Annotated in this window: 19 protein-coding genes; 8 read left to right on the top strand and 11 right to left on the bottom strand. The window is 64.3% G+C overall.

Features of this window, described 5'->3' with window-relative positions; genetic code table 11:
• Positions 1-10: 10 nt before the first annotated feature.
• The 4 genes from sufC to I6F21_RS04825 all read right to left on the bottom strand — a co-directional run bounded on the left by sufC (position 11) and on the right by I6F21_RS04825 (position 4,888).
• Positions 11-763: a Fe-S cluster assembly ATPase SufC gene (gene sufC / locus I6F21_RS04840; RefSeq protein WP_035999976.1), complete on the bottom strand. Its 753-nt coding sequence runs from the start codon at positions 761-763 to the stop codon at positions 11-13.
• Between the two features lie 132 nt (positions 764-895).
• A complete protein-coding gene (gene sufB, locus I6F21_RS04835; RefSeq protein ID WP_225140350.1) occupies positions 896-2,392 on the bottom strand; it encodes a Fe-S cluster assembly protein SufB in 1,497 nt (498 codons plus the stop codon).
• A gap of 113 nt (positions 2,393-2,505) precedes the next feature.
• Positions 2,506-3,645 carry a cysteine desulfurase family protein gene (locus tag I6F21_RS04830; RefSeq protein ID WP_225140349.1) on the bottom strand — a complete coding sequence of 380 codons (1,140 nt, stop codon included), beginning with the start codon at positions 3,643-3,645 and terminating at the stop codon, positions 2,506-2,508.
• Between the two features lie 52 nt (positions 3,646-3,697).
• The gene (locus I6F21_RS04825) at positions 3,698-4,888 is read right to left on the bottom strand and encodes an acyltransferase family protein (RefSeq protein WP_225140367.1); all 1,191 of its coding nucleotides are present in this window, start codon (positions 4,886-4,888) and stop codon (positions 3,698-3,700) included.
• A 189-nt stretch (positions 4,889-5,077) separates the two neighbouring features.
• Here I6F21_RS04825 and I6F21_RS04820 point away from each other — a divergent pair, with 189 nt between their 5' ends.
• Both I6F21_RS04820 and I6F21_RS04815 read left to right on the top strand, forming a co-directional pair.
• Positions 5,078-5,917: a LytTR family DNA-binding domain-containing protein gene (locus I6F21_RS04820; RefSeq protein ID WP_225140348.1), complete on the top strand. Its 840-nt coding sequence runs from the start codon at positions 5,078-5,080 to the stop codon at positions 5,915-5,917.
• Between the two features lie 348 nt (positions 5,918-6,265).
• Positions 6,266-6,913 carry an alpha/beta hydrolase gene (locus tag I6F21_RS04815; RefSeq protein WP_035999994.1) on the top strand — a complete coding sequence of 216 codons (648 nt, stop codon included), beginning with the start codon at positions 6,266-6,268 and terminating at the stop codon, positions 6,911-6,913.
• 107 nt (positions 6,914-7,020) lie between these two features.
• Here I6F21_RS04815 and I6F21_RS04810 read toward each other — a convergent pair whose 3' ends face one another.
• From I6F21_RS04810 to I6F21_RS04800, 3 genes are all read right to left on the bottom strand, one after another.
• Positions 7,021-7,344, bottom strand: coding sequence for a multidrug efflux SMR transporter (locus I6F21_RS04810; protein WP_225140347.1), 324 nt, complete (start codon positions 7,342-7,344; stop codon positions 7,021-7,023).
• 4 nt (positions 7,345-7,348) lie between these two features.
• The gene (locus I6F21_RS04805; RefSeq protein WP_225140346.1) at positions 7,349-8,023 is read right to left on the bottom strand and encodes a glutathione S-transferase family protein; all 675 of its coding nucleotides are present in this window, start codon (positions 8,021-8,023) and stop codon (positions 7,349-7,351) included.
• 324 nt (positions 8,024-8,347) lie between these two features.
• The gene (locus I6F21_RS04800; RefSeq protein WP_109143901.1) at positions 8,348-9,451 is read right to left on the bottom strand and encodes an anhydro-N-acetylmuramic acid kinase; all 1,104 of its coding nucleotides are present in this window, start codon (positions 9,449-9,451) and stop codon (positions 8,348-8,350) included.
• A 158-nt stretch (positions 9,452-9,609) separates the two neighbouring features.
• On the opposite strand from I6F21_RS04800, the gene tyrS reads away from it, so the two are divergent.
• The 4 genes from tyrS (at position 9,610) to I6F21_RS04780 (ending at position 14,943) form a co-directional block, all read left to right on the top strand.
• Positions 9,610-10,860: a tyrosine--tRNA ligase gene (tyrS, locus tag I6F21_RS04795; protein ID WP_225140345.1), complete on the top strand. Its 1,251-nt coding sequence runs from the start codon at positions 9,610-9,612 to the stop codon at positions 10,858-10,860.
• Between the two features lie 97 nt (positions 10,861-10,957).
• Entirely contained in the window at positions 10,958-12,217 is a 1,260-nt protein-coding gene (locus I6F21_RS04790) for an MFS transporter (RefSeq protein ID WP_225140366.1), read from the top strand.
• A 228-nt stretch (positions 12,218-12,445) separates the two neighbouring features.
• Positions 12,446-12,856, top strand: coding sequence for a DoxX family protein (locus I6F21_RS04785; protein ID WP_036000011.1), 411 nt, complete (start codon positions 12,446-12,448; stop codon positions 12,854-12,856).
• Between the two features lie 392 nt (positions 12,857-13,248).
• Positions 13,249-14,943, top strand: coding sequence for a methyl-accepting chemotaxis protein (locus tag I6F21_RS04780; protein WP_225182814.1), 1,695 nt, complete (start codon positions 13,249-13,251; stop codon positions 14,941-14,943).
• A 188-nt stretch (positions 14,944-15,131) separates the two neighbouring features.
• On the opposite strand, the gene I6F21_RS04775 is transcribed toward I6F21_RS04780, so the two are convergent.
• A complete protein-coding gene (locus I6F21_RS04775; protein ID WP_225140343.1) occupies positions 15,132-18,941 on the bottom strand; it encodes a DUF3971 domain-containing protein in 3,810 nt (1,269 codons plus the stop codon).
• 195 nt (positions 18,942-19,136) lie between these two features.
• Here I6F21_RS04775 and I6F21_RS04770 point away from each other — a divergent pair, with 195 nt between their 5' ends.
• Together I6F21_RS04770 and I6F21_RS04765 are read left to right on the top strand one after the other, a co-directional pair.
• Positions 19,137-19,838: a peroxiredoxin gene (locus I6F21_RS04770; protein WP_074447901.1), complete on the top strand. Its 702-nt coding sequence runs from the start codon at positions 19,137-19,139 to the stop codon at positions 19,836-19,838.
• Between the two features lie 111 nt (positions 19,839-19,949).
• Positions 19,950-21,305 (top strand): M23 family metallopeptidase, encoded by a 1,356-nt coding sequence (locus tag I6F21_RS04765; protein WP_193375177.1) that lies wholly within the window; start codon positions 19,950-19,952, stop codon positions 21,303-21,305.
• Here the strand turns inward: I6F21_RS04765 and I6F21_RS04760 are convergent.
• The 3 genes from I6F21_RS04760 to prfB form a co-directional block, all read right to left on the bottom strand.
• The gene (locus I6F21_RS04760) at positions 21,292-22,269 is read right to left on the bottom strand and encodes a DMT family transporter (protein ID WP_081492891.1); all 978 of its coding nucleotides are present in this window, start codon (positions 22,267-22,269) and stop codon (positions 21,292-21,294) included. The two genes, I6F21_RS04765 and I6F21_RS04760, sit on opposite strands and share 14 nt — an antisense overlap.
• A gap of 134 nt (positions 22,270-22,403) precedes the next feature.
• Entirely contained in the window at positions 22,404-23,285 is an 882-nt protein-coding gene (locus I6F21_RS04755) for an NAD(P)-dependent oxidoreductase (RefSeq protein WP_036022899.1), read from the bottom strand.
• A gap of 2 nt (positions 23,286-23,287) precedes the next feature.
• A protein-coding gene (gene prfB, locus I6F21_RS04750) for a peptide chain release factor 2 (protein ID WP_100213427.1) occupies positions 23,288-24,419 on the bottom strand; the annotation gives its coding sequence in 2 pieces (ribosomal slippage) (positions 23,288-24,349 and positions 24,351-24,419; 1,131 coding nt in all).
• Between the last annotated feature and the right edge of the window lie 17 nt (positions 24,420-24,436).

The raw sequence follows: 24,436 nt of genomic DNA, 5'->3' as shown, positions 1-24,436 counted from the left end.
TTAAAATTCCTTACGCGGCATCCTCGAACTGGGCGTAGCCGGAGGCTTCCAGCTCCAGCGCCAATTCCTTGCCGCCGCTCTTCACGACGCGGCCCCTGGACATCACGTGCACGACGTCGGGCACGATGTAGTTCAGCAGCCGCTGATAATGGGTGATGACGACCATCGCGCGCCCCGGCGAGCGCAGTGCGTTGACGCCGTCGGCCGCGATGCGCAGGGCGTCGATGTCGAGGCCGGAATCCATCTCGTCGAGGATGCACAGGCTGGGCTCGAACAGCGCCATCTGCAGCACCTCGTTGCGCTTCTTTTCGCCGCCGGAGAAGCCGACATTGACGCCGCGCTTGAGCATGTCCTGCGGGATGTTCAGCGACTTCGAGACTTCGCGGACCTTCTTCAGGAAGTCCGGCACCATCAGCTCGCTCTCGCCGCGCGCCTTGCGCTGCGCGTTCAGCGCCGTGCGCAGGAAATTCATGGTGGTGACGCCGGGGATCTCGACCGGATATTGGAACGCCAGGAACACGCCCTTGGCGGCGCGCTCGTCGGGATCCATCTCCAGCAGGTCCTCGCCCCTGAACAGGATCTGGCCGTCGGTGACCTCGTAGCCGGGCTTGCCGGCGATGACGTGCGAGAGCGTCGACTTGCCGGAGCCGTTCGGCCCCATGATCGCGTGCACCTCGCCCTCGTTCACGGTCAGCGTCAGCCCGTGGAGGATCTCACGCTCCTCGACACGAACCTTGAGGTCTTTCACTTCAAGCAAAGCCATAATGTTTTTCCATCTATCCCCTCATCCCAGGGAGCGCCGCAGGCGCGTCTCGAAGGATTGAGGCCACCAATCTTTCCGGTATCCATCCTTCGAGGCGGCCGCTTGCGCGGCCTCTTCAGGACGAGGTCCGAGCTAGCCGACCGACCCTTCGAGCGAGATCGAGATCAGCTTCTGCGCTTCCACCGCGAACTCCATCGGCAGCTGCTGCAGCACGTCCTTGACGAAGCCGTTGACGACGAGGCCGACCGCTTCTTCCTGGCTGAGCCCGCGCTGGATGCAGTAGAACAGCACGTCCTCGGAGATCTTCGAGGTGGTCGCCTCGTGCTCGAAAGTCGCCGAGGAGTTCTTGGCCTCGATGTATGGCACCGTGTGCGCGCCGCATTTGTCACCGATCAGCAGCGAGTCGCAGGCGGTGAAGTTGCGCGCGCCGGTCGCCTTACGATGCGCGGTGACGAGACCGCGATAGGTGTTCTGCGACTTGCCGGCGGCGATGCCCTTGGAGATGATCCGGCTCGACGTGTTCTTGCCGAGATGGATCATCTTGGTGCCGCTATCGACCTGCTGGAAGCCGTTCGAGATCGCGATCGAGTAGAACTCGCCGCGGGAATTGTCACCGCGCAGGATGCAGCTCGGGTATTTCCAGGTGATGGCGGAGCCGGTCTCGACCTGGGTCCAGGAGATCTTCGAGTTGGCGCCACGGCAGTCGCCACGCTTGGTGACGAAATTGTAGATGCCGCCCTTGCCTTCCGAATTGCCGGGATACCAGTTCTGCACCGTCGAATACTTGATCTCGGCATCGTCGAGGGCGACGAGCTCGACCACGGCGGCATGCAGCTGGTTCTCGTCGCGCTGCGGCGCGGTGCAGCCTTCGAGATAGGAGACGTAGGAACCCTTGTCGGCGATGATCAGCGTGCGCTCGAACTGGCCGGTGTTGCGCTCGTTGATGCGGAAATAGGTCGACAGCTCCATCGGGCAGCGCACGCCCGGCGGCACATAGACGAACGAGCCGTCGGAGAACACCGCCGAGTTCAGCGTCGCGTAGAAATTGTCCGAGGTCGGAACCACCGATCCCAGATATTTCTGCACCAATTCAGGGTGCTCGCGGATCGCCTCCGAGATCGGCATGAAGATCACGCCGGCCTTCTTCAGCTCGGCCTTGAACGTGGTCGCAACCGAGACCGAATCGAAGACAGCATCGACCGCGATCTTGCGGCGGGCGGGATCCTCCTCACCGGGCTTGGGTTCGACGCCTTCGAGCATGGCGACTTCCCGCAAGGGGATGCCGAGCTTCTCGTAGGTCTTCAGGATCTCCGGATCGATCTCATCCAGCGAGGAGACGGTCTTCTTCGGCTTGGGCGCCGCGTAGTAATAGAGGTCCTGGAAGTCGATCTTCGGATAATCGACGCGCGCCCAGGTCGGCTCCTGCATGGTCAGCCAGCGCCGATAGGCCTCCAGCCGCCACTGCAGCATCCAGGCGGGTTCGTTCTTCTTCTGCGAGATGTATTTGACGATCTCTTCCGACAGCCCCTTGGGGGCCTTCTCGGACTCGATCAGGGTCTCAAACCCATAACGATACTGGTCGACGTCGATGCGCTTCACGCGCTCGACCGTCTCTTGTACGGCTGGCATTCCATCCTCCGCTCGCGGTTTCAAGGACCGCGGTGGATCAAACTCGAACGAGTATTACGATATTTCTCTGCGGAAAGCACGGGCTTAGAACCGTTCAAGCCGTGTTTCATCGCTCAGCCCTTAAGTAGGGTATTACCAAGCTTTCGCCAAGCCTCTAACGCCCTATTGATGTCAGCCGATTCCGTGGACCAGCCCAAACTGAGACGCACCGCTCCCTGGGCCACCGCGGGATCATAGCCCATCGCGGACAGGACGTGAGAGGGCTGGACCTTTCCGGAGGAACAGGCGGAGCCGGAAGAGACCGCGATGCCTTCCAGATCGAAGCCGATCACGGCGGTTTCGGCCTTCAAGCCGGGCGCCGTCAAGAGGACGGTATTTGGTAACCGCGCCACGTCTTTCGCAAAAACGGTCGTCCCGGGAACCTCGCGGAGGCCATTTTCCAAGCGATCTCTGAGACTTGCCATACACTTCACATCCTCCGGCATAGCCTGAAGCGCAGCCTTCACCACCGCTCCGAAGGCGGCGATCCCGGCAATGTTCTCGGTTCCGGCCCGGCGGCTGAACTCCTGTCCGCCGCCCCGCAGCACCGGCTCAAGGCCGCTTATCCCATCGGCCATCGCCAGGGCGCCGACCCCCTTGGGGCCGCCGATCTTGTGCGCAGAAAAGGTCGCAAGGTCGGCGCCTACTGAATTGATATCGAACGGTATTTTGCCAAGCGCCTGGATCGCGTCGACATGCAGCAGGCCGCCGACCTCGTGGACGATGGTTGCAGCCTCCGTGACGGGCTGAAGAGCGCCGGTCTCGTTGTTGGCGGCCATGATCGAGACCAGGGCTGGCGGGCCGCCCTTCAGCAGCGCCTTCAAATGATCGAGGTCGACCACGCCGGAGCGCGTGACCTGGATCAGCCCGATCTTGTCCGCCGGGAACCGGCCGCCGGCCAGCACCGAGGCGTGCTCGACCGCCGAGACCAGCAGCCGCTCGACAGGTCCGCCGGAGGCGCCCCGCAAACGCGGCGAGAGCGCCAGCGCATTGGCCTCGGTTCCAGCAGAGGTGAAGATGATGTTGCGCGGCTGCGCTCCGACCGCGGCCGCAAGTGTCGCGCGCGCCTCTTCGACCAATCGCCGCGCCTCCCGCCCCTCGGCATGGACCGAGGATGGATTGCCGACCAGGTCGAAGGCGGCAACCATCGCTGCCCGCGCCTCGGGGCGCAGCGGCGTGGTCGCATTCCAGTCGAGATAGACACGGTTCGGCATCTGGCCCTCTTAGCACCTTTTGTCGTTCGGCCAATCGGAGGGCGTGCGCTCGTCAGGCCAGCTGTTGCTCCGTCCTCGCAACACTTCGGGGCACCGCCCGCAACCCGAACAGCGGCCGAAGCCAGGCAACGCGCCGGACGATCTCATAGGTCGCCACACATGTGAGCGCGGTCCCGACGATGACAATGGACGCTTCGATGCCGGCCGACAGACCGCTGCCATGCAATTGATGCGCGATCACGATGATCGCGGTCTGATGCACGATGTAGTACGGGAAGATCGCGTCGGTCAGATAGCGCCGCGCCGGGCTGTCGGCTGTGAAGGTGCGCCGCGCAAAGCCCAGCACGACGGCGATCGCGAGCCATTGATAACAGCCATAGGCCGAGGCGGCGAACCACTTCAGCATGGGCGACGGCGCAAACAGGCCGGCGCGTACCAGGATGAAGCCAGCGAAACAGGCGGCGGCCGCCAGCAGGGCCGCCCAGCGCAGGCGTTCGAGTTCGCGCCAGATCCCCTCCTGCTTGGCCAGCAGGAAACCGATCAGGAAGGCCGTGGCGTGGTCCGCGTGGTTGTACCAGTCGCCAAACAGCGCGTGTGTCGACGGGAAAGCCGGGAACAGCACCAGGCGCCAGGCCGCATACAGCAGGCAGGGCGCGATCAGGAGCCATGGGCCGGTGAGCGCACGAGCCAGCTTTCGGCCAAGCCAGTCAGCTCCGGCCGGCCATAACGCGAGCACGCCGATCAACGCCATGGTGTAGACCCACAGATAGACCACGAACCAGAGGTGGTTCCAGGTCGGCAACACGATGCACGGCTTCGGACAGAATTGCGCGCCGAAGGCGAAGTAGTGCCTGGCGTAGAAATCGAAGAAGCCGGCGGGATAGCCGAGGCTTTCGACGATCTGGAGATAGGCCTGCGGCGGCACGATCACGAGCATGCCGAAAATGAGCGGGATCAGGAGCCGCGCCGATCGCGCACCGGCAAGCGAGGCGAGGCTGGACTTGCCGAGCATGAAGCGGGTGGCAACCCCAGACACCAGGAACAGAAGCGACAGCCGCCATGGGTTGAGGAAGAGCATCACCGGTTCCAGCCACGTCAGCCGGTGCGTGCTCTTGATGTGAAATCCCCAGGACACGTAGAGCATGCCGACGTGGTAGAAGATGAGCAGCGCGAAGGCTAAAATCCGCACCCAGTCCAGGTCGATACGCCTTTCAGAGCTTTGGGATTGCTGTGGTGTTGTCATGGTTTTCTGCTCCTTGACGGGACGACGAACGCGGTTTTGCGGCCAGGACTGACGAAAATGGCTGACACCGAAAATGCTCCGCCTGCGGCGCGCGTCGAGCCGGTTTGGGATCAGAATCGGACACGAGGGGATGAGCCGCCGGCAGCTGGGACGAGTCGCTGCCATTTCGGGATCAGCAGCGGCGATCGGATGATGTTGGCAGCGATTGCGGCCGTCGCGCTCGTGATCGGAGTAGTCAATGCGTTTTCGTTCGCCCAGGACGCGGCCTGGCGCGGCGACAGCTACGACATCGGCCGGCGGCTGTTCTGGGAGATGTCGAGCATCGCCGTCATCCTGCTGTTGCTGCCGATGCTGGTCTTGGCCGTGCGCCGCATGCGCCGGACAGCCGGCCTCGCCGCCCAGGCGGCCATCGGGGCGATCGCTCTGCTCGGCTTCTCCACCCTCCACATCACCGGCATGGTCTGGGTGCGGAAGCTCGCGCTCTGGCTCGCCGGCGGCGCCTACGATTTCCGTTTCTCGCTCGCGACGGTCCTGTATGAATTCCGCAAAGACGCCGTGGCCTTTGTTCTGATCGCCGCCACGATCTGGCTGCTCGAAAGCCGGCGTGAGCTGAAGAGCGCGGCAGTCGCATCGTCGGCGCCGCCCACCCCGCCGCAGCCATCGTCCCCCGATCTGATCTGGCTGCGCGACGGCACCAGCCGCATTCGCGTGGTGCCGCGCGATATCCTCTGGGTCGCGTCAGCCGGCAATTACATCGAATACAGCCTCGCCGACGGCACCCAGCACCTCATACGGGGCACGCTGGCAGCGGCGGAAAGCGAGCTGGCGCCCTTTTCCATCGTTCGCGTCCACCGGACCAAGCTCGCCAATCTCGACCGGGTGCGCGGCGTGGACCTCAAGCCATCAGGGGATTTCGAGCTCGCCTTCGACAACGGCCAGACGCTCGGCGGCAGCCGGCGCTACCGGCCGGCGGTCGCGTCGCTCGGAAGCCGAACCGCGCCCGCGGCAATCGTCCCAGGCGCCCCCTAAACAATCGTGATTTCAATAAGTTGGATAGCACCCTTCGGCAGGACGGCCGGCTCTTGCCGTGCTTCGGTTGATTCAGGCAGGTCCAGGTCGCGGCAGGCAAGCCAGAGATGACAATGCAATGACTGGCTAAGCTCTTGAGCTGATTGAGAGATGTCGAAGAAGCTTGCTTTTTGACCCTGGCCTTGTGTTAGAAGCGCGCGTCAGTTCACCTGCGCGCCACTCGCGCATCATCCGAGGGCGCGCCTCTCCACCCTTCATCCGTGCTCTCGTCGGCGGCAACGCTGCGAGAGTCCCAATCGGACGATTGCGCAGGGATCACCTCCAAGGGACTTAGATCAGAGATCATCGATGCCTGAAGTCATTTTCACCGGCCCCGCCGGCCGCCTCGAGGGCCGCTATCACCCGGCCAAGCAGAAGAATGCGCCGATCGCGATGATCCTGCATCCGCATCCGCAGTTCCACGGCACGATGAACCATCAGATCGTGTACCAGTGCTACTACGCCTTCGCCCATCGCGGCTTCTCGGTGCTGCGCTTCAATTTCCGCGGCGTCGGCCGCAGCCAGGGCGCGTTCGACCACGGCACCGGCGAATTGTCCGATGCGGCCGCCGCGCTCGATTGGGCGCAGACCATCAATCCCGAGGCTCGCGCCTGCTGGGTCGCCGGCTTCTCCTTCGGCGCCTGGATCGGCATGCAGCTCTTGATGCGCCGCCCCGAGGTCGAGGGCTTCATCTCGATCGCGCCACCGGCCAACCTCTACGACTTCTCGTTCCTCGCGCCCTGCCCGTCCTCAGGTCTGATCGTGCATGGCGAGAAGGATGCGGTGGTGCCGCCCAAGGACGTCAACACGCTGGTCGAGAAGCTGAAGACCCAGAAAGGCATCGTGATCGACCAGCAGATCATCCCCGGCGCCAACCACTTCTTCGACTCCAAGCTCGAGCCGCTGATGGAAACCATCACGGCCTATCTCGACATGCGCCTCGCCAACGTGCGGTGAAAACTCTGTAGCCCGGATCGAGCGACGCGAAATCCGGGAGACTCTATCCACGGAAGAAGACCCGGATTGCGCTTCGCTCCATCCGGGCTACGGGCTGAGTTCGCGGCTCAAGCCAGCTTGAGCGCGACGATCCCCGTCAAGACGAGCGCGATGCCGGCAAGCTTCATCGCGCTCAAGGTCTCGCCGAACAGCACCACGCCCATCAGGAACGTGCCGGCGGCGCCAATGCCGGTCCACACCGAATAGGCCACGCCGACCTCGAGCACCTTCAAGGCGCGTCCGAGCAAAAAGACGAAGGCCGCAAGCAGCACCAGCGAAGCAACGCTCCAGCCTGCCCGCGTGTAGCCTTCCGCATATTTCATCGAGATCGCCCAGCCGACATCGAGCGCGCCGGCGATCACCAGCAACAGCCAGGCCATTGATTGCGACATGTGCTCAGGCCGCGAGCTTGAGCAGATGTGCGTCGTGGCGCACGAGGAAGGCGCGCAAGAGCTGCGGATAGTCCGCCCCGACCGCGCTGCGCACGCTCGGGCGCTTTGCGAGCTCGGCACGCCAGGCACGAACCTTCGGCACGTCGTTGAAAATGCCGTGCTCTGTCAGCGCGTCGAACAGATCGAAGTAGCGGAAGATCGGCGCGAACACGGCATCGACCAGACTGAACGCATTGCCGGCGAAGAACGGACCTGCGCCGAGCGCGGCCTCGACACGCGCGAACTTTGCGACCAGCGCCTGGCGCTTGCTTTCGAACGTCGCCGGATCGGTTGTGGTCTCCAAGCCCCAGAGGTCGCCGAGGATCGCCGAGCCGAATTCCATCCAGGCACGGTGCTCGGCCCGCTGCAACGGATCCGCCGGATGCAGCCTGCTGCCTGCCTGCGTCTCCTCGATGTACTCGCAGATCACGTTGCTCTCGAACAGCGCGACCTCGCCCTTCTCCGTCACCACCAGCACCGGCACCTTGCCGAGCGGCGAGAGTTTGAGAAACCAGTCGGGCTTGTTGGCGAGATCGATGTCGATCCGCTCAACCGGCACGCCCTTCTCCTTCAGCGCGATCACCGCGCGCTGCACATAGGGACAAAGCTTGTGGCTGATCAGTTTCAGGGAAGAGGTCATGGCAAGGATCCCGGCAGTTAGATGCGACTGCATCCAATATAGATGCAACTGCATCCAATCGTCAAGATCCATGCACCTGCATTAACTACCAAATATTAGCCCGGGAGCTTCGAGTTTGAGTTTGCCGGACGGGGATAGTCTTCAAATCCCGGGCAGTGGCAATCTTTGCAGCTGCACCTATCGCCCTCCAGATGATGATAGCCGATGGGATGCTGACATTGGAGACAGGTGCCCCGCAAACCATCAGAGGGACCCGGAGGAAAACCATTCGTAGAATCGTTCAAGTTCGGTCTCCTCGCAAAGCTGGCCGGCGGGCACCCCGCTTTACGGCCTGGCGATCACCCCGCCGGTCATTGGCATCGGCACGCCCGTGGTCGCGGGATAGGACAGCGGCAGGCCCTTCATGCCGCGGACCGCGAGAAAGCCGAAGGCCTGGGCCTCGATGGCGTCCGAGGCCCAGCCGAGCGTTTCGGCCGCCTCGACCGTGGCCGAGCCCACCCGCTCCCGCAGCATCCGCAGCATGGTGAGGTTGCGGGCACCGCCGCCGCAGACGATCCAGCTGCGCGGCCGCCGCGGCAACAGCGGAATGATGCGGGCAATCGCGGCCGCGGTGAAGGCGGTCAGCGTCGCCGCGCCGTCGGCAGGCAGCACGTCGCCGAGCCGCAGGGCCGCAAAATCGTTGCGGTCGAGTGATTTCGGCGGCGGACTTGCGAAGAACGGCAGCTCCAGCGCCCGCGCGATCCAGGCTTCATCCACCTTGCCGAGCGCGGCGAATTTGCCTTCGGCATCGAACGACTGGTTCATGGTGCGGTACATGAAATCGTCCAGCAACGCGTTACCGGGGCCGGTGTCGCAGGCGATCAACGCATCGTTGCCGTCGATATAGGTGATGTTGGAGACGCCGCCGATATTGACCACGACGGTCGGCCCTTCGCGCTCCAGCGAATGGGCGAGCGCGCGGTGGTAAACCGGCACGAGCGGGGCGCCCTGCCCGCCAGCCTCGACGTCGGCGGCGCGGAAGTCGTGCATCACGGGAATATGGATGGCCCTTGCGAGCGCCGGCGCGTCGCCGATCTGCACCGTTAGCCGCCTCTCGGGCCGGTGCAGCACGGTCTGGCCGTGGAAGCCGACAATGTCGACGTCCTCCGCCCTCATCCGATTCTGGGCGAGGAAGGCCGCGACCGCTTCGGCATGGGCCTGCGTCACCGCACGCTCGGCATCGCCCAGACTGCCCGGGCGGGCGTCGCGTTGCTGCAGATGCACGGCCTCGCTCAGCGCCTGGCGCAGCAGGTTGCGCTCGGCCGGGCCGTAGGGCCGGTAACCGGACGGCCCGAACGCCTTCACCTGCTTTCCGTCGGTCTCGATCAGCGCGACATCCACCCCGTCCAGCGAGGTGCCGCTCATCAAACCGAGTGCCGTCAACATCATCTTAAGCGCGCCTCGACGTCGCTGCTGGACGCGTGACTTGTATCAACCAAGTACATCTTATAATGCCACAGCGAGCTAGACTGCCGGAGCCCGAGGAGCAAGGGTTCCGCAACTTGCGGCAATCACCGTAAACTTGGAACTATCCGAGTCGCACACAAATGACTGAATTTAAATCAGATTTTCTGCGAGAGCTGCAGTGGCGCGGCTTTATCCATCAAATCTCAGCGCCGGTTGAACCATTGGATGACTTGGCGAGGCGGGGGGAACTGACCGCCTACGTCGGCTATGACTGCACAGCGCCCTCGCTCCACGTCGGCCACTTACTATCAATAATGATGCTCCATTGGCTGCAGGAGTATGGAAATCGGCCAATCACGCTGATGGGAGGCGGCACCACTCGAGTTGGAGATCCTTCTGGGCGAGATGAAACGCGAAAGCTGCTCACGTATGAGCAAATCGAAGCAAACAAGGACGCTATCCGCCGCACATTCAGACCTGAGTTTGTCAGATTCGGATCCGGCCCCAGAGACGCGATCATGCCAGATAATGCTGAGTGGCTGACTCGCCTAAACTGGATTGAAATGCTGCGCGACGTCGGGAGGCATTTCTCTGTCAATCGAATGCTCGCGATGGATTCTGTTAGGCTCAGATTGGAGCGAGACCAAGAGATGAGCTTCATCGAATTCAACTACATGATCTTACAGGCGTTCGATTTCGTTGAGCTCAACAAGCGTTACGACTGCCGTTTGCAAATGGGAGGCTCTGATCAATGGGGAAACATTGTCAACGGTATTGAACTTGGCAGACGAATGGGCACACCTCAACTGTTCGCCTTAACGTGCCCTCTACTAACGACTGCATCTGGCGCCAAGATGGGAAAAACTGCATCTGGAGCGGTTTGGCTGAACGCCGATATGCTCAAGCCGTACGAATATTACCAGTTCTGGCGCAACACCGAAGACGCGGATGTTGTACGGTTTTTGAAACTTTTCACTACTCTACGCCAGACCGACATCGCCCGCCTTGCAAGTCTCGAAGGCGCCGAGATCAACGAAGCAAAGAAGATTTTGGCTAGGGAAGCCACAGCGTTGATGCATGGAAGGTCTGCCGCAGAGCAAGCAGAACGCACAGCACAGGAGACCTACGAATATGGAAGCTTCGGTACTGACCTTCCAGTATTGATCGTCTCGGTTGGCGACTCCCTGCCTGCAGCAAATACGCAGCTTGGTTTCTCGAGCTCAAACGCTCAGGCTCGTCAATACATCAAGGACGGCGCAATGAACCTTGGTGGTCGTGTTGTGACCGATCCGCAATATCGCCTACGGAGGGAAGACTTCGATGACGACGGACGCGTGTTGCTAAGCACAGGGAAAAGGAAGAGAGGAATCCTGACGCTAGGCTCCGATTGATAGTGAATCGGAAGAAGCACGTCCTCATCAAGCCTGCATAGGCGCATGAGCTTTTCGCTGCTTGTCATGGCGCACGGATGCGCGCTCCCTGACGGCAATGGACCAGAACACGCCCAAGGAAGCGAGCAAGGATAGCGCCGTAGTCACCCGGCGGGACGCGGTGCGCACCGCACTCGTCGTGCTCGGCCTCTGCTTCACGCTGGCTGTTCTTGGCCGGGGCTTGAGCGAGAGCTTCACGGTCTTCCTCAAGCCGATCTCCGAAAGCCTCGGCTGGGATCGCGCCCAGGTCGTCTCGATCTACTCCCTCACCTGGCTCGTCAGCGGCATGACTGCACCCCTGGTCGGGCGCCTGTTCGATCATTCCGGGCCACGCCTCGTCTATGCGCTCGGCTTGCTCCTGCTCGGTTCGGCCTTTCTGATCGCGAGCCATGCGCACGCGCTCTGGCAATTCCAGCTCTCGATCGGCATCTGCGTCGGCATCGGCGTTGGCTTCATCGGCAATGTGCCGAACTCGATCCTGCTCGGTCGCTGGTTCGGACCAAAGCTGCCGACCGCCATGGCGGTGGTCTATTCGGCGATGGGCGGCGGCGTGCTGGCCTTGCTGCCGGCCTCGCAGCTCCTGATCGATCATCTCGGCTGGCGCGAGACCTACCAGCTGTTCGGCTTTGCAGCGCTCGGGCTGCTGGCGCCGCTGTTGCTGCTGCCCTGGCGCATGTTCGCGGCCGGCTCGCCGCACGTCGCCAAGAAGAGCGATCCTGACTTCGTCGACAGCGGCTGGACGCTTGCGAGCGCGATGCGCCACCACGCATTCTGGGCGCTGTTCTCGACCTTCTTCTTCACCGCGGTCGGCATGTATGCGATCGCGGCGCAGATCGTGGCCTATCTGATCGACGCCGGCTTTCCGCCGCTCCAGGCCGCGACCGCCTGGGGCTTCTCCGGAATCGTGCTGGTGTTCGGCATGCTTGGCGTCTCGGCGCTCGACGGACTGATCGGACGCCGGCCGTCGGTGCTGCTCAGCTACGCGATCTCGATTCTCGGCATCGTTCTGCTCTGGCTGCTGCAGTACTATCCGAACGTCATTCTGCTCACCGGTTTCGTCGTCTGCTTCGGCAGCATGATGGGCTCCCGCGGGCCGCTGATCAGCGCCACCGCCATGAAGATCTTTCGCGGCAAACGCGTCGGCACCATCTTCGGCACGATCTCGATCGGCAGCGGCCTCGGCTCGGCCTTCGGTTCATGGAGCGGCGGCCTGATCCACGATGCCACGCACGGCTACGATCTCCTGCTCGTCTTCGCACTTGCGAGCGTGATCCTCGGAATGATTCCGTTCCTGGTCGTCCCTGCTTTGCGGGAGTAGGTCTCCCCGACGTAACCTGCACACCCTGGTTTCACCGGAATCCTACGGACGAGCGCGAGGCGAACGTGCAAAAAAGAGGGTCGCGTGCAGCTGGTGGCGGCGCATTGCGGTGTTTTGTCCGACATGACGAAAATGTCAGCGCTGAATTGATCCTGGTGGCTTGCGAGGCGGAAGCGAATGCGGTCCAAGTCGCAGCATTGGGTCCAGCATTGGATGGAGGGCAAACCAATGGACTTTCCTTATCTCACTCGCTTTCAACCGGTTCTCCTGAGCCTGTTTCGCTTCATCACCGGCCTGCTGCTGTTCCAGTACGGCGTCGCCAAGCTGTTCAAGTTTCCGGCTGTCCCAATGTTCGCCAAGGTCGAGCTGATGTCGCTTTACGGCGCCGCCGGTGCGCTCGAACTGGTGCTTGGCGGGCTGCTCATGATCGGCCTGTTCTCGCGCCTCGCAGCCTTCATCTTGTCCGGTGAAATGGCTTTCGCCTACTTCATGGGCCACATGTTCAGGGGCGAGACGCCGATCTTCCTGCCGCTGCTGAACAACGGCACCCTGGCGATCCTGTTCTGCTTCGCCTGCCTGTATCTCTCGGCGGCGGGCGGAGGCCCGGTCAGCGTCGACGCAGCGATGGGCAAGAAATAGCCGCCGGACCGGCGGGCGCATCCGCGCCCCGCTGAAGCACATCTCATCCGCTAAGCACGAGGATGGCGCCGGCAGATCTCCGGTGCCGTCTCAGCGCGCGCCCAGCACGTTCCAGATCAGAACGAGGGCCGCGACGAGCAGCAGAGACATGATGATGCGATGAACGAATCGATTCATTGCAGGTCCGTCCAGACGGTCTAGCTGCCAAAACCCAAGATCGATTCCCTTCCCCAGACGGGCTGGAGTCCGTCTGCACGGCGATTTGCCTGCACCATTGCGCACGCGCCTGCGCACGTTGTCCGCGCGGCAGGCCGCCGCATGCCTCCATTCATGATTGGTAAGAACTTCATGCTACCGGTGCGAGCAATAACAACCATTCCGTAGGGGCTGTGATGAAACTGCTGAGTCATTTGAAGATCCGCACCAAGCTTGCCAGCATGGTCTGCCTCGCGGCTCTCACGATCACAGCCATCATCGGCGTATCGGCCGTGCTCAGCAAGAGCCGGATGATGGAGGACCGCGTCGAGCAGATGCGGACCGCCGTCGAACTCCTCTACAACTACGCCCAAGCGCTCCAGGACGAAGTGACCGCCGGCAAGCTGACGCCGGCCGAGGCCAAGAGCCTGTTCCACCAGCGCGGCCGCCGCATGAACTTCAACGGCAACCAGGGCTATCCGGTGGTTTACAATCCGGACGGCTCCCTGGTTGTGAACGGCGCCAACCAGCAGCTCGAAGGCAAGATCACCGGCGCCAAGGATTCAAACGGCGTGCTGATTGCCGACGCCATCATCAAGGCCGGCAGCGAGACTGCGCAGGGCGGCGTCACCTCCTATCTCTACCCCCGTCCCGGCCAGACCGAGCCGGTCCGCAAGACCGTGTTCGCGCGCAAATTCGCGCCCTGGAACGTCATCATCAGCTACGGCCTCTATGTCGACGACATCGACGCCGATGTGCGCGCCTTGACGCTGGAGCTTGGCGCCATCGGCATCGGCCTGATGCTGCTGATGGCGGCGCTGTCCTGGCTGATCGCCCGCGACGTGCTCGGCGCGCTCGACCGTCAGAAGAATCGCATGCAGGCGATTTCCGAAGGCGCCATCGACAAGCCGGTCGAGGAGACCGACCGCGGCGACGAGATCGGCCGCATGGCCGAGACGCTCGAAATCCTCAGGCAGACCGCGCTCACGGCCCGCACGCTGGAGGCCGAGCAGGTCGCGGCCAAGGCCCGCAGCGAGCAGGAGAAGCGCGAGGCCCTGATCGCCCTTGCCGACCGCTTCGATGCCTCCGTCGGCCAGCTCGTCGGCCTGATGGCCTCCGGCTCCGGTGAATTGGAGACCACGGCCAAGTCGATGTCGTCGACCGCCGAAGGCACCAATCGCCGCGCCGCCGTGGTCGGCTCGGCCGCCAATGAGGCCAGCCAGCGCGTCCAGACCGTCGCCTCCGCCGCCGAGGAGCTCTCCTCCTCCATCACCGAGATCAGCCGCCAGGTCGCGCAATCGGCCGAGGTCACGGGACGTGCCGTGGACAGCGCCCGCCGCACCGACACCATCGTGCGCGCACTCTCGGACGGCGCCCAGCAGATCGAGCATGTCGCCGAGCTGATCTCCAACATCGCGGCGCAGACCAACCTGCTCGCGCTCAACGCCACCATCGAGGCCGCCCGCGCCGGCGAAGCCGGCCGCGGCTTTGCCGTGGTCGCTTCCGAGGTGAAGTCGCTGGCGAGCCAGACCGCGGAAGCCACCCGCGAGATCGGCGACAAGATCACTCAGATCCAGGGCGCCACCAAGGAAGCTGTCGATGCGATCGGCGGCATCACCGCCACCATCGAGGAGGTCAGCCGCATCGCCACCTCGATCGGCGCGGCCATCGAGGAGCAAGGCGCCGCCACCGCCGAGATCGCCCGCAGCGTCTCGCAGACCGCGGAGGCGACCAAAGAGGTCACCACCAATATCGGCGGCGTCTCCACGGCGGCCAACGAGACCGGCAACGCTGCCGGCATGGTGCTCGCAGCAGCCAGCAACCTCTCCAAGCAGGCCGAGCAGCTCTCCGGCGAAGTCGGCACGTTCCTGAAGGGCGTGCGCGCGGCGTAGCCCTTCGAGCGCGAATATCTCCACTTGCGTCATGGCCGGGCTTGTCCCGGCCATGCACGTTTCTAGCACCGCGACAGGAAGAACGTGGATGCCCGGGCCTTCGCCGCGCCGAAGCGGCTTCGGCCGCGCAGCCGGGACAAGCCCGGGCATGACGGACGTCTGCGAATGCTCTTAAGCGACGAGCCCCGCTACTGCCGCCGCGCGAGGGTGCAACCGCTCGACAGCTGGCGGGTCGATCCGGTCGAACCGTCGTTTGAATGCGAGGGGAATTCCTCGAACGGCGAGTTCTGCTTGCCGGTGTTGAACTCGAAGATCTTGCGGAACAGGCCCGGCGCCATCGCCGAGATCGGATTGACGCGCATCACGGGCGCGGCAGGCGTGCCGACGACCTCGTAGGTCACGCCGATCAGCCCCTCATTGTTGCCGCCACCGAGGAAGATGCCGAACAGCGGGATCTGGCCGAAGATGTTGTTGACGCCGTACATCGGCACGAAGGTGCCGCTCATGCACACCTGGTTGCCGGGATAGTCGATCGAGCCCTCGATGGTGGCACCGATCATCGGCCCCTTGACCACGCCGTCGCGGACCGTGAGCGCACCGTTCTGCCGGGTGAACTCGGCGCGCAGCGCGCTGAAGGAGACGCCGTTGCCGGTGCCGTTCGGCGCGCCGGCAGCCACGCGCTCCAGCTGCGCCTCGCCCTTCACGGTGAAGTCGCGGACATTGATCAGGCCTTCACGCGCGGTGTTCGGCTCGGAGGCCGGTGGCTCCATCGCCACCACCATCTGGCCGCCGACCGCCTTGGTGTAGGTGTCGGTGAAGCGCAGCAGCGCGCCGGCGTCGTTGGTTTGCAGGTAGATCACCTCGCGGTTGCCCTGGGCGCGGCCGCCGCGCAGGTCGGCAGCGACAGGCGTGTCGCGGCCGATCTTGCCGCTCAGCGCGAACGCCTTGATGGCCCCATTGCGCTTCGACATCTTGGCATCGAGGCTGCGCATGGCCTCGCCGTTGAAGCCGGCGACGGCACCGAGCTTCACGTCGATGTCGAAATCGACGTTCTTCAGCTTGTTCTTGTCGTCCTTGGAATTGCCTGAGATCGCCGACTTCAGGAAGCCGCGGCCGTCGAACACGTCGCCACGCATGGTGCCGCGCAGCACACCGTCCTGGCTGCGCTCCACTCTGAGCGAGGCCTTGTCGCCGTCGGACGGCGCGTAGGTCGGGAAGTTCGCGTTCACGAGATCGCCGTTCGCGTCGAGCTCGAGCGAGCCCTTGATCGAGGCGCCGCCGCCTTCGATGACGATGTCCTCGAAGCGCGTCGATTGCGCCGTCGGCACTACCTTGAAGCTGGCCTTGCCGGACTTGCCCGGCAGCTTGACCCAGCCGGGCAGGATGTTGTCGAGCCTGACCGAGGTCAGATCGGCCTCGACGCCGAGCTTCGTCGTCTGGTCCGCGCCGCTCGCGATCTTGCCCGACAGCCTGATCGGCAACGATCCGACGATGGCGGGGCTGAGATCGAAGCCGAGCCGCGCGCGGCTGGCATCGTCCAGCGTCGCCTGTAGCCTGACGTCCGCGTCGCCCTCGGCCGGCTTGCGATAATCGAGCGAGGCCGCCTGGCCGTTGATCTTGACGTCGCCCTTGACCTGATAGCCCTGGTTGTTGGCTGATATCTTGAGGTTGTTGGCTTCCAGTTTCTGGTTCATCACCAGCTTGTCGGCGGCAAAACCGTTGAGGTCGGCGGTGACGGCGTAGGTGGTGTCGGCCTTGGTCAGCTCGCCCTTGACCGGCATGCCGAGCTGGATGTTCGCCGAGAACGTTCCCTTGCTGGTGTTGGGATCGACGACGGTCGCCGACAGGTCGCTCAGCCGATCATTGGCGAGCATTTCAGCGGCCGCGGGCACCGGCCCTTCCACACGGAATCTGCTCCGCGAAGGCGACGGCTTCGGCGCCATGTCGGGCACCTCGAACACGAAATCGGAGATCGTGACCTTGCGGCCCGCGGGGGTATCGGCAACGCCCTGCCCGATGTTGACGGTCGCGGTCCGTCCGGTCACGCGCGCCTTCAGATCGGCATCGCGCACCACCGGCATGCCGTCCACGGGCCGCACCGCAACGCCGCTCGCCACGATGTTGACCGACAGGCCGTCGTCTGGAATGGGCGGGCCCTTACGTGGCAGGTTCCTGGTCGGCGAGTTGACGCCGATCTCGATGCGCTGGAGCGTGCCGCGCTCGATCCGTTCGATCACCCATTCACGCAATTCGGGGACGATCAGCGTCGGCCACATCCGCTTCAAGGCGGAGGCCGACATCGGCGTGCCCGCGAAACCGAGGGTGAGCCGCGGCTCGCCCGAATAGTCGAGGGCGCCGGTGCCGGCGACGCCGATCTCGCCGTTGGAGACGTCGGCCTGTGTCAGCAGGATGCGCTTGTGGTCGGCGTCGAAGCGGAAGCCGATCGCGATGCGGTTGAAGACGAGCGGCGGCTCGTTGTCGATGCCGCCGAGCAGGATCGAACCGCCGCTGAAGCCGAGCTGCCAGTCGTTGATGTTGCCGTTGGGTGGCTCGAGATGGGCCAGCAGCGTCAGGCGGTTCGCGCCGGAGAGAACCTTGAACGGCGCGACCAGCACCCGCCGGTTCGCATCCCACTCGACGTTGATCTCGGCCGAGTCGATTGCCATCGGGTAGTCGGGCGTGTCGGTATCGATGATATTGCCGGCGCCGGCCGCGATCTTGCCGCGGAAGAAGGTCGGCACGCCGTCGCGGCCGAGCTCGCCCTTGAGCTCGCCCGTCAGCGGCAGGTCGGCGGTGTAGGTGAGGTCCTTCACCCGCAGCGCCAGCAGGATGTTGGAGGTCGAGACCTTGTCGGCCTTGATGTCGACCGAGCGCACGCCATTCTCGGCCGGTCCGATCGTGGCGCGCAGCAGCCACGGACGCGCGCCCTGCTCGCCGAGGCTGAGCGCGACGCCGCCGCGGCTCGGCCGCCTCAGGCTGAGCGTGATGTTCTCGAACGACCATTTGCTGCCGCGCTGCTGATCGTCGACGATCAGGACGCCGTTTTTCAGACCGATCTCGTTGAGGTTCTGACCGTCGAGGCCCGTCATGCTCAGGCTGTCGAGCCAATCGAGGCCCTGAAGGATGCCGCTCTGCGCGGTCGCCTGCGGTGCGGCCTGCGATGCGTCCGGGCTCGCAGGCGCGGTCGCGAATGGCGGCGGGGGGACACCGCTGCGCGGGAATGTCGGCGGCAGGCCCGCATCCTTCTTGGACGCGACACCGGTCGCGAGCGGCTTTGCGGTGTCGCCGGCGGACACGGTGACGGTGCCATCGGGCGCAATGCGGATGGCGAGCTCGGCATCGACCAGGTTAAGACTCTCGGCACGCAGGTGCCCCATCAGGAGGGCCGCACCCGACAGCCTCACCTCGGCCTTCGGCGCGCTGGCGACGACGGCGTGATCGCGGTCGCGAACGATGATGTCTCGGATGCGGACGGCGACGCGGACCCGGCCGGCCCGCTCGATCTGAGTGCCGCCGACCTCAACGGTGTTGCCGTGGCCGATATTGTCCTCGATCGCGGCTGCGAGCCACGGCGTTGCGATGTCCAGACTGATGGGACCGGCACCGAGCCGCCACCACAGCGCACCGAAGCAGCCGATGAAAATGACGATGACGGTGGCGACGGCCACCGCCAGGCGCTTCAGCCAGCGTCCCCCACCCGTCCAGCGGCGCAGCGCGCTAAATCCACCACCGAAGCGAAGAAAGCCCGAACCGGAACGCGCCAGCAACCGGCGTGCGCGATTGCGCGCAGCCGCTTCCTGATCCGGATCCCAGTCGGCGTCGTCCCATTCCTGCGGCTCGAGTTGGCCGCCGCGCCGATCAAAATCCCGGTTGTAGTCCTGGGGCGACGTATTCCTTGCCATTGCCTCTCGATACAGGCGCCCGTCATAGGACTGAGCGCCGCCGGGACCGCAGCCGTTCGCGGGAAGTGATGCTCCCTGCGCCGGCACTGCCGCCATACCTCGAATATTCCTGCTGTTCGTCATTTCGCCCCGGGAGCGCGTTCAACGAGCAGTGGGGTGGTGCGTGGAATTCCTTGTAACCATACTCCGGCGTCGCCAGACTTGCCCAGCCGAGGGCACGATTCCGGCTCGCCGGACAAGAGCTGCAATACCGCTTCGGTTGACCTGCCGAAAGCGTCGAAAGGAAGGCGTATGTCCAAGAAATCCCGAAAGAAATCGTCCAAAACGCCCTCCGGCAGTCCGACCGCTGCAAAGAAGTCCGCAAAAACGCGGGCATCGACTCAAACAAGATCCGCGAAAACGCAGCGCACACCGGCACGCAAATCAGCTGCGACCGTAGCAAAAGCAGGATCGCATAAGGCCGCATCGAAACAGTTAAAATCCTCCAAATCCGCCTCTTCTCCGGCTGCCGCCAAGTCGGGCTTGAAGTCCGGCTTGGCCGAGGGCCAAAAGGCCCCGGCCTTCCGCCTGCCGCGCGATGGCGGCGACGTGGTCACGCTCGCCGACTACGCCGGCCGAAAGCTCGTCCTGTTCTTCTACCCCCGCGCCGACACCCCCGGCTGCACGCGGGAGGCGATCGACTTCACGCGCCTGGCGGGCGCCTTCGCGGCCGCCGGCACCGCCGTGCTCGGCATCTCCGCCGATCCGTTAAGGGCCCAGGAGAAGTTTCGCGACAAGCACAAGCTCGGCGTCCCCCTCATCTCGGACGAGACGCATGAGATGCTGGAGGCTTATGGGGCCTGGGGCGAAAAGTCCATGTATGGCAAGAGCTTCCTTGGGATCCTTCGCACCACGGTGCTGGTCGGGACTGACGGTAAAGTGGCGCGGATCTGGCGCAATGTCCGGGTCGATGGCCATGCCGACGAAGTGCTGGAGGCGGCAAGGAGCCTTTAACCAATCCTTTAAATTCGCGCGTTCCCATTTGCGGAAAATTAACCATGAGCGGCCCAGATTGCGGCGGCAATTGAGCCGCAAGGAACCCATCCGACCGGCGCGGGAGTGCCGATGTCGAAAAGTTCTGCCCAATACTCGCAGTACCCCCAACATCATCCTCACGATCACGGACGCGCCTTCCGGCGCCCTCTGGGTGCCCCGGCGGCGGTGACCGCGATTCCCCTGCCCGCCACCGACGATGCCTACACCATCGTGCATGCCGGCAAGCAGGTCCGCTTCGGACCCGTGGTGTTCTGGATCGTGGTCGGCACCGTGGTGCTGCTCGGGCTGTGGTCGGCCGCCACCGCCACCTATTTCGCGTTCCGTGACGACGTCCTGACCCGGCTGATCGCCCGCCAGGCCGAGATGCAATACGCCTATGAGGACCGCATCGCCGAGCTGCGCGCCAAGATCGATCGCACCACGAGCCGTCAATTGCTCGACCAGGAGCAGTTCGACCAGAAGCTCGATCAGATCATGAAGCGCCAGACGGCGCTCGAGTCCCGGGCCACGGCGCTCGGCGCCATGCCCGACGTGACCGGCTCGATTCCCCGCGCCGCTCCGCAGCGCAGCGATGCAAGCCCGACCACGCCAAAACCGTCGCCCATCAGCGACACCGTGATCTTCGTGGCGCCACCGGATCGCGAAGCGCGCCTCGAATCGCGCGCGCCGAGCGTTGCGGCAACGCCGACCAGCCAGTTCGCCAAGAACCGCGGTTTCGACAACGTGCTGGTCCGGCTCACGACCTCGCTTGATCAGGTCGAGCGGCGCCAGATGGCGACGCTCAACGCGGTCGAGGAAAGCATGGATTCGCGCATGCGCCGGATGCGCAGCGTGGTCAGCGACCTCGGCCTGAACCTTTCCCATCTCGAAGCCGCCGTGCCGCGCAGTGCGATGGGCGGACCGTTCGTCCCGGTCAAGCTGACGGCGAATGCCGGACCGTTCGAGAAGCAGCTCCACCGCATCCACACCACGCGCGCCGAGATGGACCGTCTCAACCGCACGCTGGCGTTGGTGCCGTATCGCAAGCCCGTCATTGGCGAGGTCGAGTTCACCTCGGGCTTTGGCGTGCGCAGCGATCCTTTCCTGGGTCGGCCTGCGATGCACACCGGCCTTGATTTCCGCGCCGCCAGCGGTGATCCCGTCCGCGTCACCGCCTACGGCAAGGTGGTTTCCGCCGGATGGTCCGGCGGCTACGGCCGCATGGTCGAGGTCGACCACGGCAACGGGCTTTCGACCCGCTACGGTCATCTCTCCGAGATCAACGTCAGGGTCGGCGAGACCGTGAAGATCGGCCAGGTCATCGGCCTCGTCGGCTCGACCGGCCGCTCCACCGGTCCGCATTTGCACTATGAGACCCGCATCGAAGGCGAAGCGGTCGATCCGCAGAAATTCCTGCGCGCCGGCGTGCGGCTCAGCGCGGGTTAGGCCCGCGCTTTTCAGTTTCGCAGCGCAGAGCTTCCCGAGAGCCAGAGATGGCGGCCGAGAGCTTGCGCAGTAAGCTGAATGCACGCCCATCAATCACCAGCAGCGCGCTGGCGATGACGATCGAGCCGGCGATCTCGCGGCCGGAGATCGGCTCATCCAGCACCAGCCAGCCCAGTAGGATGGCGGTGACGGGAATGAGCAGCGTCACCAGCATCACGTTGCTCGCACCCGAGCGCCGCACGATCTGGAAGAAGACGATGTAGGCGAGCGCCGTCGAAAGCCCGGCGAGCCCGAGCACGGCGAGCCAGGTCGTGAGGCTCGGCATCGGTAACTGCCAAGGCTGCTCCACGACGCCGGCGACGACCGCTATCATCACCGTGGATGACATCAATTGAAACGTCGCCGTCCCCAGCGGCGCTGCGTCCTTCAGCAAGGGCCGCGCAGCCAGCGCCGCAAAGCCGTAGCTCAGTGCCCCGCCGAGGCAGAGCAGAATGCCGAGCCCCTGTCCCGGCCTGGTCTCGAAGCCCCATCCGCGCAGCAGGATCACGCCGACAAAGCCCAACGCCACCCCGGCCAGGCGGCGCATCTGCAAGGCCTCCTGGCCCGCTGCAATCATCACGGCCACCGTGAACATCGGCGTGGTCGCGTTCAGGATCGAGGCCAGCCCACTCGGAATGAAAGTTTGGCCGATCGCGATCAGCGAAAACGGGACGACGTTGTTGAGCAGCCCGATCGCAATGAACGGCGCCCAGCCCGTCCAGCTCCTGGGAAAGCCGATGCCATGTGCGCGCAGTAGCGGCAGCAGCATTGCAGCGCCGAGCGCGACGCGCAAAAACACCAGTGTGAGCGGCGGCAATTCCCGCAAGGCTGCGCCGTTGAAGAAGAACGAGCCGCCCCAGAGGATCGAGAGCAGAGCGAGCAACGACCAGTCGCGTGCATCGATCCGGTGGTCATTGTCGGGCATGGGGTCTTACCTCAGCCCCATGGCCTAGAACGGTGCGATCAATGTCGCCACCCGATTTCTGACGAGGTCCCGGTTTACAAACCGATGCTCGGCGCGAATGGAGTGACTGAGGGGCACCGGTTAGCGCGGTTTGACTAGGATGGCTTCTTCGGCCGCGACACCAGCTCGATCATCCTGCCTTCATCATCGTCCGGCATCACCGCTTTCGCCTGCGCGTACGCCTCGACCGCGGCGCGCGCGACCAGCGGCTTGCCCGCGAGCAGGCTCTCGGCGAGCTTCACGGCGTAGGCGGCATCCTTGTGCCGCAGCGCTGCGGTGAAGGTCGCGCCGCTGAAATCGCGGGCGAACATGCGCTTGGAGTGACGCGCTACCTGCGGGCTTGCCGCGACGCCTGCCTGGATCGATTCCAGCACCAGGTTCATGTCGAGCCCGGCCTGCTCGGCAATCGCAAGGCCCTCGGCGAGGCCGGCGATCTGGATCGCGCCCATGAGATTGTTGATCAGCTTGTAGACCGTGCCGGAGCCGACCGCGCCGAAATGGCGGATGGTCGAGCCGATCGGCGTCAGATAGGGCCGCGCGCGCTCGAGATCGGCCGCGTCGGCGCCAACCAAGAGCGTCAACTTCCCGGCCGCCGCCGCGTCCGGCAATCCCGTCACCGGGCAGTCGATATAGATCAGCCCGCGCGCGTTGAGCTCGCGGCCCATCTCACGGGAATGGTCATAGGAGACGGTGGAGCATTCGATCGCGATGGTGCCGGCCTTCGCCGTCTTGGCGGCGCCGTCAGGCCCGAGCCAGACCGCGCGCGAGGCCTCGTCGTCGGCGACCATGGTCACGACCGCGTCGGCATCGATCGCGGCATCCTCCGGCGAGGTCGCCCAAATCGCGCCGCGCGCGATCAGGTCCTCGGCCTTTGCCTTGCTGCGATTCCAGATCGTTACCGTGAAGCCGGCATCGAGATAGCGGCCGGCCATGCCATGGCCCATCCGCCCAAGCCCGATGAAGGCGATTCGGGACATGGCTAGTCCACGTCCTCGACGTCGCCGGCGGTGGTGCCGAAGGCGCGCTGCGCCAAGGTCGCGGCCATGAACTCGTCGAGCTCGCCATTGAGCACGCCCGATGTGTCGGAAGTCTGCACGCCCGTGCGCAAATCCTTCACCATCTGATAGGGCTGCAGCACGTAGGAGCGGATCTGGTGGCCCCAGCCGATATCGGTCTTGGCGGCCTGGTCGGCGGCGGCTTTCTCCTCGCGCTTCTTCAGCTCGATCTCGTACAGACGCGCGCGCAGCATGTCCCAGGCCTGCGCCCGGTTCTTGTGCTGGGAGCGGCCGGCCTGGCAGACCACGGCGACGCCGGTCGGGATATGCGTCAGGCGCACCGCGGATTCGGTCTTGTTGACGTGCTGGCCGCCGGCACCGCCCGATCGCATCGTGTCGACGCGGACGTCGGATTCCTTGATGTCGATCTTGATGCTGTCGTCGATGACGGGGAACACCTGCACGCTCGAGAACGAGGTGTGCCGCCGCGCGTTGGAATCGAATGGCGAGATGCGCACCAGCCGATGCACGCCGGCTTCAGTCTTCAGCCAGCCGTAGGCGTTGTGACCGGAGACCTGGATGGTCGCCGACTTGATGCCGGCCTCTTCGCCCTCGGACTCTTCGAGATACTCGACCTTGAAGCCGTGGGTTTCGGCCCAGCGCGTGTACATGCGCAGGAGCATCTGCGCCCAGTCCTGGCTCTCGGTGCCGCCGGCGCCGGCATGGACTTCGAGATAGGAATCGAAGCGGTCGGCTTCGCCCGAGAGCAGTGCCTCGAGCTCGCGCCGCGCCACTTCCTTCTTGAGGTTCTTCAGCGCAGCTTCGGCTTCGGCGACGACGCCGTCATCGCCCTCGGCCTCGCCGAGCTCGATCATGCCGATGTCGTCTTCGAGCTCCTGCTCGACCTTGCCGATGCCTGAGAGCGCATCCTCAAGCGAGGTGCGCTCCTGCATCAGCTTCTGGGCTTTCTGAGGGTCGTTCCAGAGATTGGGATCTTCTGCGAGCTTGTTCAGCTCAGCGAGGCGCGCCGTCGATTTCTCGACGTCAAAGATGCCTCCTCAGCAGCCCGACTGACTGCTTGATCTCTTCTACCAACCGTTCGATTTCGGCGCGCATGTTGTTCTCTGTCTTGC

Origin of the sequence: Bradyrhizobium sp. NBAIM03, assembly GCF_020194055.1 — a bacterium.
GTDB lineage: Bacteria > Pseudomonadota > Alphaproteobacteria > Rhizobiales > Xanthobacteraceae > Bradyrhizobium > Bradyrhizobium yuanmingense.
The sequence above is the reverse complement of the archived record's forward strand: the minus strand, read 5'-3'. Positions and strand labels throughout refer to the sequence as shown.

What these genes read in the sequence shown, in the direction of transcription:
- I6F21_RS04785 (WP_036000011.1), top strand. Translation starts at nt 12,446, where the DNA reads ATGGACTTTCCTTATCTCACTCGCTTTCAACCGGTTCTCCTGAGCCTG.
- I6F21_RS04765 (WP_193375177.1), top strand. Translation starts at nt 19,950, where the DNA reads ATGTCGAAAAGTTCTGCCCAATACTCGCAGTACCCCCAACATCATCCT.
- I6F21_RS04780 (WP_225182814.1), top strand. Translation starts at nt 13,249, where the DNA reads ATGAAACTGCTGAGTCATTTGAAGATCCGCACCAAGCTTGCCAGCATG.
- I6F21_RS04805 (WP_225140346.1), bottom strand. Translation starts at nt 8,023, where the DNA reads ATGACCTCTTCCCTGAAACTGATCAGCCACAAGCTTTGTCCCTATGTG.
- I6F21_RS04830 (WP_225140349.1), bottom strand. Translation starts at nt 3,645, where the DNA reads ATGCCGAACCGTGTCTATCTCGACTGGAATGCGACCACGCCGCTGCGC.
- sufC (WP_035999976.1), bottom strand. Translation starts at nt 763, where the DNA reads ATGGCTTTGCTTGAAGTGAAAGACCTCAAGGTTCGTGTCGAGGAGCGT.
- I6F21_RS04770 (WP_074447901.1), top strand. Translation starts at nt 19,137, where the DNA reads ATGTCCAAGAAATCCCGAAAGAAATCGTCCAAAACGCCCTCCGGCAGT.
- tyrS (WP_225140345.1), top strand. Translation starts at nt 9,610, where the DNA reads ATGACTGAATTTAAATCAGATTTTCTGCGAGAGCTGCAGTGGCGCGGC.
- I6F21_RS04820 (WP_225140348.1), top strand. Translation starts at nt 5,078, where the DNA reads ATGATGTTGGCAGCGATTGCGGCCGTCGCGCTCGTGATCGGAGTAGTC.
- I6F21_RS04825 (WP_225140367.1), bottom strand. Translation starts at nt 4,888, where the DNA reads ATGACAACACCACAGCAATCCCAAAGCTCTGAAAGGCGTATCGACCTG.
- I6F21_RS04775 (WP_225140343.1), bottom strand. Translation starts at nt 18,941, where the DNA reads ATGGCGGCAGTGCCGGCGCAGGGAGCATCACTTCCCGCGAACGGCTGC.
- I6F21_RS04800 (WP_109143901.1), bottom strand. Translation starts at nt 9,451, where the DNA reads ATGATGTTGACGGCACTCGGTTTGATGAGCGGCACCTCGCTGGACGGG.
- I6F21_RS04790 (WP_225140366.1), top strand. Translation starts at nt 10,958, where the DNA reads ATGGACCAGAACACGCCCAAGGAAGCGAGCAAGGATAGCGCCGTAGTC.
- I6F21_RS04760 (WP_081492891.1), bottom strand. Translation starts at nt 22,269, where the DNA reads ATGCCCGACAATGACCACCGGATCGATGCACGCGACTGGTCGTTGCTC.
- I6F21_RS04755 (WP_036022899.1), bottom strand. Translation starts at nt 23,285, where the DNA reads ATGTCCCGAATCGCCTTCATCGGGCTTGGGCGGATGGGCCATGGCATG.
- I6F21_RS04815 (WP_035999994.1), top strand. Translation starts at nt 6,266, where the DNA reads ATGCCTGAAGTCATTTTCACCGGCCCCGCCGGCCGCCTCGAGGGCCGC.
- sufB (WP_225140350.1), bottom strand. Translation starts at nt 2,392, where the DNA reads ATGCCAGCCGTACAAGAGACGGTCGAGCGCGTGAAGCGCATCGACGTC.
- I6F21_RS04810 (WP_225140347.1), bottom strand. Translation starts at nt 7,344, where the DNA reads ATGTCGCAATCAATGGCCTGGCTGTTGCTGGTGATCGCCGGCGCGCTC.